5 protein-coding genes are annotated in these 11,085 nt (G+C 72.0%); 2 read left to right on the forward strand and 3 right to left on the reverse strand.

What is annotated here, in order from left to right:
* Window positions 1-12: 12 nt before the first annotated feature.
* Both A5691_RS12330 and A5691_RS12335 read left to right on the forward strand, forming a co-directional pair.
* Window positions 13-1,788: an ABC-F family ATP-binding cassette domain-containing protein gene (locus A5691_RS12330; RefSeq protein ID WP_068017450.1), complete on the forward strand. Its 1,776-nt coding sequence runs from the start codon at window positions 13-15 to the stop codon at window positions 1,786-1,788.
* A gap of 5 nt (window positions 1,789-1,793) precedes the next feature.
* Window positions 1,794-3,086 (forward strand): cytochrome P450, encoded by a 1,293-nt coding sequence (locus tag A5691_RS12335; RefSeq protein ID WP_156675651.1) that lies wholly within the window; start codon window positions 1,794-1,796, stop codon window positions 3,084-3,086.
* Here the strand turns inward: A5691_RS12335 and A5691_RS12340 are convergent.
* The 3 genes from A5691_RS12340 to A5691_RS12350 all read right to left on the reverse strand — a co-directional run.
* Window positions 3,069-4,136, reverse strand: a complete 1,068-nt coding sequence (locus A5691_RS12340; RefSeq protein ID WP_368664924.1) for a type III polyketide synthase — start codon at window positions 4,134-4,136, stop codon at window positions 3,069-3,071. The two genes, A5691_RS12335 and A5691_RS12340, sit on opposite strands and share 18 nt — an antisense overlap.
* 120 nt (window positions 4,137-4,256) lie before the next feature.
* Window positions 4,257-7,295 (reverse strand): type I polyketide synthase, encoded by a 3,039-nt coding sequence (locus A5691_RS12345; RefSeq protein ID WP_068017456.1) that lies wholly within the window; start codon window positions 7,293-7,295, stop codon window positions 4,257-4,259.
* A gap of 1 nt (window position 7,296) precedes the next feature.
* A partial coding sequence (locus tag A5691_RS12350) for an SDR family NAD(P)-dependent oxidoreductase (RefSeq protein WP_156675650.1) occupies window positions 7,297-11,085 on the reverse strand: 3,789 nt, incomplete at its 5' end.

The raw sequence follows: 11,085 nt of genomic DNA on the forward strand, positions 1-11,085 counted from the left end.
AGGGTCGGGCCAGTGGCGCACCTATTGGGAGCCGAGGCCATCCGCCTCGAATATCCGACCCAGCTGGTATTCGATTCGGTCACGCTGGGCGTGAACGACGGCGCGCGCATCGGCATCGTCGGCCGCAACGGGGACGGGAAGTCCAGCCTGTTGCGGCTGCTCACCGGCCAGCTGCGGCCCGACTCGGGCCGCGTGACCCGCCGCAGCGGCTTGCGCGTCGGCGCGCTCAGCCAGGCCGACACCCTGGACCCGGCCCACACGGTGGGCTGGACGCTGGTCGGCGAGGCGGCCGAACACCAGTGGGCCGGCGACCCCCGGGTCCGCGACGTGGTCGCCGGCTTGGTCTCCGACATCGATTGGGACGCAGCGATATCCACGCTCAGCGGAGGTCAGCGCCGGCGGGTGCAGCTGGCCCGGCTGCTGGTCGGCGAGTGGGACGTCATCGCCCTCGACGAGCCCACCAACCATCTCGACATCGAGGGCATCACCTGGCTGGCCGACCATCTCAAACAGCGCTGGGCGCGCAACACCGGCGGGCTGCTGCTGGTGACGCACGACCGCTGGTTTCTCGACGAGGTCGCCACCACGACGTGGGAGGTGCACGACGGGATTGTGGAGCCGTTCGAGGGCGGCTACGCGGCGTACGTGCTGCAGCGCGTCGAACGGGACCGGCTGGCCGCCACCGCGGAAGCCAAGCGGCAGAACCTGATGCGCAAGGAGCTGGCGTGGCTGCGTCGCGGCGCGCCGGCGCGGACCTCGAAGCCCAAGTTCCGCATCGAGGCGGCCAACCAGCTGATCGCCGACGTGCCGCCGCTGCGCAACTCCGTCGAGCTGGCCAAGCTGGCCACCGCCCGGCTCGGGAAGGACGTCATCGATCTGCTCGACGTGTCGGTCTCGTTTGACGGCCGTCCGGTGCTGCGCGACGTCGAATGGCGGATCGCCCCGGGCGAACGCACCGGCATCGTCGGCGCCAACGGCGCCGGGAAGTCGACGCTGCTCGGGCTGATCGCCGGGACCATCGCGCCGGACGCCGGACGGGTCAAGCGCGGCAAGACCGTTCAGCTGGCCGTGCTCGACCAGCAGGGCGACGCCCTGGCCGGCCTCACCGACGACCGCATCGCCGACGTCCTGGCCCGGTTGCGCGGCGGCTACGAGGTCGAGGGCCGCGAGGTGACGCCGGCCCAGCTGCTGGAACGGCTGGGGTTCGGGCGCGGCCAGTTGTCCGCGCGCATCGGCGAGCTCTCCGGCGGGCAGCGGCGGCGGTTGCAGCTGATGCTCACGCTGCTCTCCGAGCCGAACGTGTTGCTGCTCGACGAGCCGACCAACGACGTCGACACCGACATGCTCGCCGCGATGGAAGACCTGCTCGACTCGTGGGCCGGAACCTTGATCGTCGTCTCGCACGACCGCTACCTGCTCGAGCGGATCACCGATCAGCAGTACGCCGTTCTCGACGGCCGGTTGCGGCACCTGCCCGGTGGCATCGACGAGTACCTGCGGCTGGCGGCGCGCGAGGCCGGCGCCGCGGCGGACGGCGGCCCGGCGCCCGCGGAGCCGCAAGGCATGTCCGGGGCGCGGCGCCGGGCCACCGAGAAGGAGCTGGCCGGCGTCGACCGCCAGCTCGCCCGGCTGGCCGACCGGATCGCGGACAAACACCACGAACTCGCCCGCCACGACCAGTCGGACCATGTCGGCATCACGCGGCTCACCCGGGAATTGCGGGCGCTCGAGGACGAGGTCGCCGAGACGGAGGGCCGCTGGCTGGAGCTGTCGGAGGCGCTGGAATGACGCCCGTGCGGTACCGGCCCGGCGAGGCCTTGCTGGCGCTGTACCGGCGGCGCGGCCCGGTCATCAACTCCGGCGTCGGTCGGCACGGTTACACCTACCTGCTGGGCGCCGAGGCGAACAAGTTCGTGTTCGCCAACGCCGACGCGTTCAGCTGGCGGTTGACGTTTCAGAACCTCGCCATCGTCGACGGACCCACCGCGTTGATCGTCAGCGACGGCGACGATCACCGGCGCCGGCGCAGCGTCGTCGCGCCCGGGCTGCGGCACCGCCAGATCCAGGACTACGTCGCCACCATGGTGTCCACCATCGACGCCGTGATCGACGGCTGGCGGCGCGGGCAGCGGCTGGACATCTACTCCGCGTGCCGTTCGGCGGTGCGGCGCAGCACCGCCGAGAGCCTGTTCGGCCCGCGCCTGGCCACCCATTCGGACTTTCTGGGCGAACAGCTGCAGCCGCTGCTGAACCTGACTCACCAACTGCCGCAGTCGGTTGCGCTGCAACGGCGGCTCAACGCACCGGGGTGGCGACGGGCGGTGGCCGCCCGGAAACGCATCGACGCCCTGGTCGACGAGCAGGTCGCCGCCGCGCGGGCCGAGCCCCGGCCCGACGACCACATGCTGACGATGCTGATAAACGGTCGCGGAGACGAGGGTTATGCGCTGGGCGACAACGAGATTCGCGATGCCGTCATCTCACTGATCACCGCCGGCTACGAGACCACCAGCGGCGCGCTGGCATGGGCGATCTACACGCTGCTCTCCGTGCCGGGCGCGTGGGACACCGCGGCCCGCGAAGTGGCACGCGTGCTCGGCGGACGGCCGCCGGGCGCGGCCGACCTGACGGCGTTGACCTACCTCAACGGGGTCGTGCAGGAAACCCTGCGGCTCTACCCGCCCGGGGTGATCTCGGCGCGCAAGGTGATCCGCGAGATCTCCTTCGACGGCCACCGCATACCGGCGGGCCGGCTGCTCATCTTCAGCCCATACGTCACGCATCGCATCCCCGAAATCTGGCCCGGGCCAACGCAATTCCGGCCGGAGCGGTGGGACCCCGACGCCCCGGGCTACCGCAAACCCGCCCCACACGAGTTCATTCCGTTCAGCGGGGGCCTGCACCGCTGCATCGGCGCGGCCATGGCCACCACCGAGATGACCGTGATGCTGGCCCGGCTGCTCGCCAGGACCACACTGCGGATGCCGCCTCAGCGCATCCGCGCGGCCAACCTTGCCGCGTTGTCCCCGAAGCCGGGGTTGACCGTCGACGTCGTCGCCACCACCTACCTAGCGCCAGCTCAGTAGCACGAACTCGGCGCTGAATCCCGGGCCCATCGCGAGCATCAGCCCGGGGCCCCCGCCGGGCGGCGGCTTGGCGATGGTGTCGCGCAGGATGTGCAGCACCGACGCCGACGACAGGTTCGCGACCTCGCCCAGCGAGCGCCAGGTCAGCTCGAGGGCGTCCGGGGGCAACTCGAGGGCGTTGCCGATCGCGGTGATGACCTTGGGGCCGCCGGGGTGCGCCACCCAAGCGCCCACGTCGTCCTTGGTCAGCCCGTGGGCACTCAGGAAGCGGCCGACGTCGTCGGCCAGGTAACGGTCGATGAAGTTGGTGAGCTCCGGCGACATCACCAAGTGCAGCCCGGCCGAGCTGACGTTCCAGGCCATGACGTGCAGCGATTCGGGATACAGCCGGCTGCGGGAATCGACGATGTCGGGCCCGCTGGGGCTCAGCCGTTCGGCGCGACGGTCACCGACCGCGACCACGGCGGCCGCCCCATCCCCGAACATCGCGGTGCCCACCAGGCCGGACACGGTCGGCTTGACCGCCGGGAAGGTGAGCGAGCACAGCTCGACCGACACCAGGACCGCGACGCCGTCCGGGGCGCCGCGCAGGTAGTCGTGCAGGCGGCCCACCCCCGCCGCGCCGGCCGCGCAACCGAGCCCGAACAGCGGCACCCGGCGCACGTCCGGGCGAAGGCCGAGCCGTCCGGCGATCCGCGCGTCGAGCGACGGGACCGCCACCCCGGTGACCGTGGTGGTGGCGATCATGTCGATGTCCCGTGGCTGCAGGCCGGCCTCCTCGAGCGCCCCCAGCAACGCTTCGCAGCCCAGTTCGACGGCGTGTTCGATGAACACCTCGTTGGCCTCACCGAAATCGGTGAGCGACGGGTAGCGCTCCAGCGGCAGGACCAGGTGGCGGCCGTTGACCTTGGCGGCGGCGTGCAACCGCCGGACGATCTCCTCGTGTTCGGCCAGAGCCGGCAATTCGACGAGCTGGTCCGTGATTTCGGCCTGGCTGTAACGATGCGGGGGCAACGCTCCGAAAACACCCGCGATGACGCTCATGCCCAACCCTTTTGCCCGCGTCCCAGCTCGAATGGGACATTCGCCGATTTCCGAAGTTTAAGCAATCGGCGGTAATTCGGCAAAAGTTTGAAGTATTCGACATGTGTCTTATTGCTTCGCATTTTTTCATTCGGAGTCCTGGTTTTTCAGTGCCATCGCGATGAGGGCGTCGGGGCTCAGCGAGTCGATGGGATCGGTGACCGGTTGGGCCACAACGCTTTCCGGGCCGCCGGCGAGCAGGAGAAGTTTGTCGAGCAATCCGGTCCTCCTCAGCTCGGCGAGCGGAATGTTGCGCAGCGAGGACCACACCTTTTCCTCGTCCGATTCCCGGTCCTCGCCGCGGAATAGCTGCTGGCGCAGATGGTCGGCCAGCGCGGCGGGAGTGGGATAGTCGAAGATCAGGGTTCGCGACAACGCCAACCCGGTCGTCGTCGTGAGCCGGTTGCGCAATTCGACCCCGGTCATCGAGTCGAAGCCCAGGTCGGCAAAGGCGCGGTCGCGACCGATGGCCCGCGCGTCCGGATGTCCCGCGACGGCGGCCGCGTGCTCGCAGACCAGCTCGGCCAGCCGCCGCTGTTGCTCCTCGGGCGCCAGGCGGTGTAGCTGCTCGGCCAGATTCGGGGACCGGGCCGCGTTGGGGCGGAGCACATCCTGCGTGCCACCCAGCCAGAACCGTTGGCGGGCAAAGCCGTACGTCGGCAGGTCGACGCGTCGACCCCCGGAGTCGGCCAATACGGCCGGCCAGCCGACGGCCACCCCGGCGGCGAACAGGCGGCCGGCCGCGATCAGCAGCGACTCGGCCTCGGGAGCGTCCTTGGGCAGGGTGGTCACCGAGATCGGCCGCTCGGTGGTCATTGACTGGTCCACCGCCGCGCTCAACCCGCCGCCAGGGCCCGCCTCCGCGAACGCCGTCACCCCGAGGGCCTCGGCGGCGCGCACGCCGTCGAGGAAGCGCACGGGCCGGCGCACGTGCTCGACCCAGTATCGCGCGGACCCGTAGCCGGGGCCGGCTGGCTCCCCGGACACGTTGGATATCAGGCAGATTCGCGGCTGTTGCGGCTCGATGTCGGCGATCCGGCGCGCGAACTCGTCGAGCATCGGTTCCATCAGCGCCGAATGAAACGCGTGCGAGACCGCCAACCGGTGTGTGCGCCTGCCGCTTTCCGCCAACCGATCCGTCAGGGCGGTGACCGCGGCGCGCTCGCCGGACAGGACCACCGCATTGGGGCCATTGACCGCCGCGATGCCGACACTGTCGCCGAGCATCGGGGCGACCTCCGCCTCGGTGGCGCTCACCGCCACCATCACCCCGTCGCCCGGCAGCGCCGCCATCAGCCGGCCGCGCGCCGCCACGATGCGCGCCGCGTCGCCCAGCGCCAGCACCCCCGCCACATGCGCGGCCGCGATCTCGCCGACCGAATGACCCAGAACCACCTCGGGCGTCACCCCCCAGGATCGCCACAGCGCCGCCAGGGCGACCTCGAGCACGAATAAGGCCGGCTGCGCGAACTCGGTGCCGCGCAACAGCTCCGCGTCGGTGCCCCACATCACCTCGCGCAACGGCGACCGCAGGTGGGGATCCATCGCGGCCGCGGCCTCGTCGAAGGCACGCGCGAAGGCCGGGAACCGCCGGTGGAGTTCGCGACCCATTCCCGGCCATTGGGAGCCCTGGCCGGGGAACACGAAGGCGATCTTGGCCGCGGGCCCGGCCCGGCCGGCGATCACGCCGGGGGCGGGCTCCCCGGCGGCCAGGGCCACCAGTTCGCGCGTCAACTCTTCGGGATCGCCGCCGACCAGCACCGCCCGCCGCTCGAACACCGAGCGCGTCGTCGCCAGCGACCACGCCACGTCCGCGGGGCTCACCCCCGGCTCGGCCACCCACTCCGCCAGCCGGCGCGCCTGGTTGGCCAGGGCCCGCCCCGAGCGGGCCGACAGCACCCATGCGAGCGGCGGTTCGTGCGGTTCGGCGGGCGTATCCGGTTGCGGCGGGGCCTGTTCCACGACGACGTGTGCGTTGGTGCCGCCCATCCCGAAGGACGACACACCGGCGCGGCGCGGGCGCCCCGCCGCCGGCCAGGGCAGCGCGGCGGTGTTCACGCGCAGGTGTTCGAGTTCGGGATTGCCGTCGGCGTAGTTCAAGCTCGGCGGCAGCACCGAATGTCGCACGGCCAGTAAGGCTTTGAGCAGGCCCGCTATCCCGGCCGCGCCGCCGGCGTGACCGATGTTGGTCTTGACCGAACCCACGTGCACTGCGCGCTCGCGCGCCGCGAACACCTCGCCGAGCGCCTGGGCCTCAACCGCGTCGCCGACCTTGGTGCCGGTGCCGTGGGCCTCGATGTAGTCGATGTCGCCGGCGCCGAGGCCGGCGGTGGCGAGCGCCCGCCGGATCACGTCCGCCTCGGCGGAGACGGAAGGCACCGTCTGCCCGGCTGCGCTGTGCCCGGCGTTACCGACGGCGCTGCCGCTGATGACCGCGTGGACGCGGTCCCCGTCGCGCAGGGCCGCCGGCAACGGCTTCAGCAGGACCAGTCCCCCGCCCTCGCCGCGCACGTAACCGTCCGCGCGCCGATCGAACGCATAGGTGCGACCGGACGTCGACAGCGCACCGAATTCGCGCTCCAGCATTGCGGTTTCGTCGGCCAGGTTCAGGTGAACCCCGCCGGCGATCGCCAGCGCCGACTCGCCGGCGCGCAGGCTCTCACAGGCGAGGTGCACGGCGAGCAGCGACGACGATTGGCCGGAGTCGACGGTCATGCTCGGCCCGCGCAAACCGAAGGCGTACGAGACCCGGTTGGCGATCATCCCCCGGCTGATCCCGGCGAACGAGTGGTGGTCGAGGTTGTCGGCGATGTCGCGCAGCGTGAGGACCGCGTAGTCGTCGGCTATCGCCCCCACATACACCGAAACGTCGTTGCCACGAATGCTTTCGGGTACCACGAACGCGTCCTCGAAGGCTTCCCAGGCCAGTTCGAGGGCCAGCCGCTGGCGAGGGTCCATCGCGCACGCCTCGCGCGGCGAGAGGTTGAAGAAGTCGGCGTCGAACTCCGCGACGTCCCCGGGCAACCGCGTCGCTTCCCGGCCGTTGCGGATCAGATCCCAGAACTCGCGCGGGTTTGCCGCGCCGGGGAATCGGCACGCCAGGCCGATGACTGCGACGTCCGTCATGCTAGGGGCCGATCTCTTCGTCGAGGATCGCGAAGAGTTGGCTCTCGGTGGCGGTGGCGATGTCGTCGTCGAACGGGTCGTCGGGCTGCTCCGGGTGGTGCACTTCCGCCGGCCCCGTCAGCGAGCGCAGCAGGCCTTCCAGCCGGGTGACCAGCTGCGCCTTGTCGCCTGGGCTCCAGTCGGATTGCCCGAGCAGCGCCTGCAATTCGCGGGCCACGTCGTTGAAGCGGGCCATTCGGTCGGGCGGCGCACCGGCCGTGCCGGTGGTCAGCTGGCCGTCGAGATGCTCGGCCAGCGCCGCCGGCGTCGGGTAATCGAAGATCACCGTCGGCGAAAGGGTCAGGCCGGTCGCGATCTTGAGCCTGTTGCGCAGCTCCACGGCGGTCAACGAGTCGAACCCGAGGTCCCCGAAAGCCTGGTCGGCGTTGACGTCGGCGGTGCTGTGCCCCAACACCGTGGCGGCGTTGCCGCACACCAGGTCGATCAGTTCGCGCCGGCGCTGCTCGGGGGCCAGGCCGTCCAGCCGCGCCCGCAGGCCGGTCAACGACACCATGTCGGTGGGGTCGAGGACCCGTCGGGCGCGCCGAATGGCCAATTGGCTCAACAGCGGTGGCAGCGCGGCGCCGGCGTGCGCCAGCGCGGCGGTGTCGAGCCGGGTGGCCACGACGACGGGCGGCTCCGTCAGCAGCGCGGCGTCGAGCAGGCCGAGCGCCTGCCGGGTGGACAGCGGGGCGAGCCCAGCGCGGCTCATCCGCGCCTTGTCGCGGTCGCCCAGGTGCCGGGTCATGGCCGACGCCTCTTCCCACATCCCCCAGGCGATCGACAGGGCGGGCAGGCGATGGGCGTGGCGGTAGGCCGCCAGTCCGTCGAGGAAGCTGTTGGCCGCGGCGTAGTTGCCCTGACCCGGCGCCCCGACGATCCCCGCCATCGACGAGAACAGCACGAACGCCGAAAGATCCAGATCCCGGGTCAGCTCGTGCAGGTGCCACGCCCCGTCGACCTTGGACCGCAGCACCGTATCGATGCGCTCCGGTGTCAGGGACGCGATCACCGCGTCGTCGAGCACCCCCGCGGCGTGAAATACGCCGCGCAGCGGGAAGCGCTCCGGCACCCGCGCCAGCAACCCGGCCACGGCGTCCCGGTCGCCCACGTCGCAGGCCACCACCGACACCTCGGCGCCCGCCTCGCGCAGCTCGGCGACCAGCCCCGTCAACCCGTCCGCCCGTTCACCGCTGCGGCTGACCAGCATGACGTGCGGTACCCGGTAGCGGTCGACGAGGTGCCGGGCCACGGCCGAACCCGCCATGCCGGTTCCGCCGGTGATCAGTGCGGTGCCGCCGCCCAGCCCGGCCGGCCCGTCGGGCATCGTGAGCACCACCTTGCCGATGTGGCGGGCCTGGCTCACGAACCGGTACGCCTCCGCGGCGCAACGCACGTCGAAGGCCTTGACGGGCAGGGGCTTTAGAGCTCCGGTCGAGAACAGGCGCATCAGTTCGGCCGACATCGCCGCGATGCGGTCCGGGCCGGCCTCCATCAAGTCGAACGCGCGGTAATAGATCTCGGGGTGCGCCGCCGGGTCGCGCAGGTCGGTCTTGCCCATCTCGATGAAGCGCCCGCCGCGGCCGAGCAACCGCAGCGACGCGTCGGTGAACTCGCCGGCCAGCGAGTTCAGCACGACCTCCACGCCGACTCCGCCCGTGGCCGCGGAGAACTTCTCCTCGAACTCCAGCGTCCGCGAATCCGCGATGTGATCGTCGTCGATGCCCATGGCGCGCAGGGTGTCCCACTTGCCGCGGCTCGCGGTCGCGAAAACCTCGGCCCCCCAATGCCGGGCCAGCTGCACGGCCGCCATGCCGACGCCGCCGGCACCGGCGTGCACCAGCACCCGCTCGCCGGCGCGCAGGCCCCCCAGGACCGACAACCCGTAATACGCCGTCAAGAACACCACCGGCACGCCCGCGGCCTGCGCGAACGACCAGCCCGACGGCAGCGGCGTCACCAGCCGGCGATCGACGACCGCCTCGGACCCGGTCAGGCCCAAGATGCCCATCACCGCGTCGCCTACCGCCAAATCCGTGACGCCGGCGCCGATCTCGGTCACCAGGCCGGCACCCTCCGCGCCCAGCTGCGCGGCACCCGGGTACATGCCCAGGGCCACCAGCACGTCGCGGAAGTTCACCCCGGCGGCGGCGACCGCCACCCGCACCTGGCCGGCGGCGAGCTCGGCCGGCGGGCCCGACTGCACGGCCAGGTCCTCCAGCGTTCCGGCGTCGCCGGCGGCCAGCCGCCACACCGACGGCGGCCCGGGCAACGGCAACAGCGGGTGCGGCTCGAGTGGCTGCAGCCGGGCGCCGTAGGCGATGCCCCCTCGCACCACCAATTGCGGCTCCCCGCAGCCGATCACGGAGGCGAGATCGAGCGATCCGTCGGAGTCGACCAGCACCGCCCGGCCCGCCTGCTCGGCCTGCGCCGAGCGCACCAGCCCCCACACCGCCGCGCCGGCCAGGTCCGAGACCTCCTCGCCGGGCAGCGCGACCGCGCCGCGGGTCAGCATCACCAACGGCCCGGCGCCCTCAACCCTGGACTGCAACAAGCCCAACGCCTCATGGGTGGCGGCGTAGACCGACCCGACCACTCCGTCGCCGTTCGAGTGCGGCCGCCACACCTCGGGATCGGCCCCACCGGCGTTGTCCGCCAACGTGATCGGGGACCACACCGCCTCCAGGAGTTCGCTGCCGCCGGACCGCGCCGCCGCGGCCGCCGCCAACTGGGCGGCCGACACCGGCCGCGTCACCAGCTCCCGCACCGACAGCACCGGCAGGCCCGACGAATCGGCCAGTTCCACCGACACGGCGCCCTTCCCCACCGGTGCCAGCCGCACCCGGACCCGGGACGCGCCGGCCGCGTGCAGGCACACCCCTTGCCAGGAGAACGGCAAGACGGCCTCGGCGTCCTCGTCGGCCACACCCAGGGCGTGCAGAGCCGCATCCAGCACCACCGGATGGATCCCGAAGCCGCCCACCGTGACACCGTCGTGCTGCGGGGCCTCGACCTCGGCGAAGATCTCGGTCCCCCGGCGCCACACCTTCCGCAGGCCGCGGAACGCCGGCCCGTACCCGTAGCCGCGCCCCGCCAAATCGTCGTAGGCGCCGGTCACGTCGACCGCCGCGGCGCCGACGGGCGGCCACACCGACAGGTCCGCGTCCGGCGCGGGCGAGCCGTCGCTCACCACGCCCTGGGCGTGCAGGGCCCAGTCGGGACCGGCCTGCGAATAGACCGCAACCGCACGGGATCCGGTCTCGCCGGCGGCGTCCACCACCACCTGCACCCGCACCCCGCCGGCGGCCGGCAGGGGCAACGGGGCCGACAGCGTCAGCTCCTCGATCACCGGGCAGCCGACCTCGTCGCCCGCCCGCAGCACCAGCTCGACGAACCCCGCGCCCGGGAACAACACGGTCCCGGTCACCGCGTGATCGGCCAGCCACGGCTGGGCGGCCGCCGACAGCCGGCCCGTCAACACCACACCGCCCGAATCGGGGCGCTCCACCACCGCGCCCAGCAGGGCATGCTCGGCGCCGGTCAACCCCAGGCCCGCGGTGTCCCGGCCGCCCACCGCCTCCGGCGACAGCCAAAACCGGCGCCGCTGAAAGGCATACGTCGGTAGGTCGACGCGGTGGGCGGTCAGGCCGGCGAACGCCGCGGCCCAGTCCACCCCGGCGCCGGAGACGAACAGCTGGCCGGCCGCCAGCAGCAGCGAATCGACTTCGGGACGGTCCTTGGCCATCGACAC

The organism is Mycobacterium sp. E183, from assembly GCF_001667735.1.
Taxonomy (GTDB): domain Bacteria; phylum Actinomycetota; class Actinomycetes; order Mycobacteriales; family Mycobacteriaceae; genus Mycobacterium.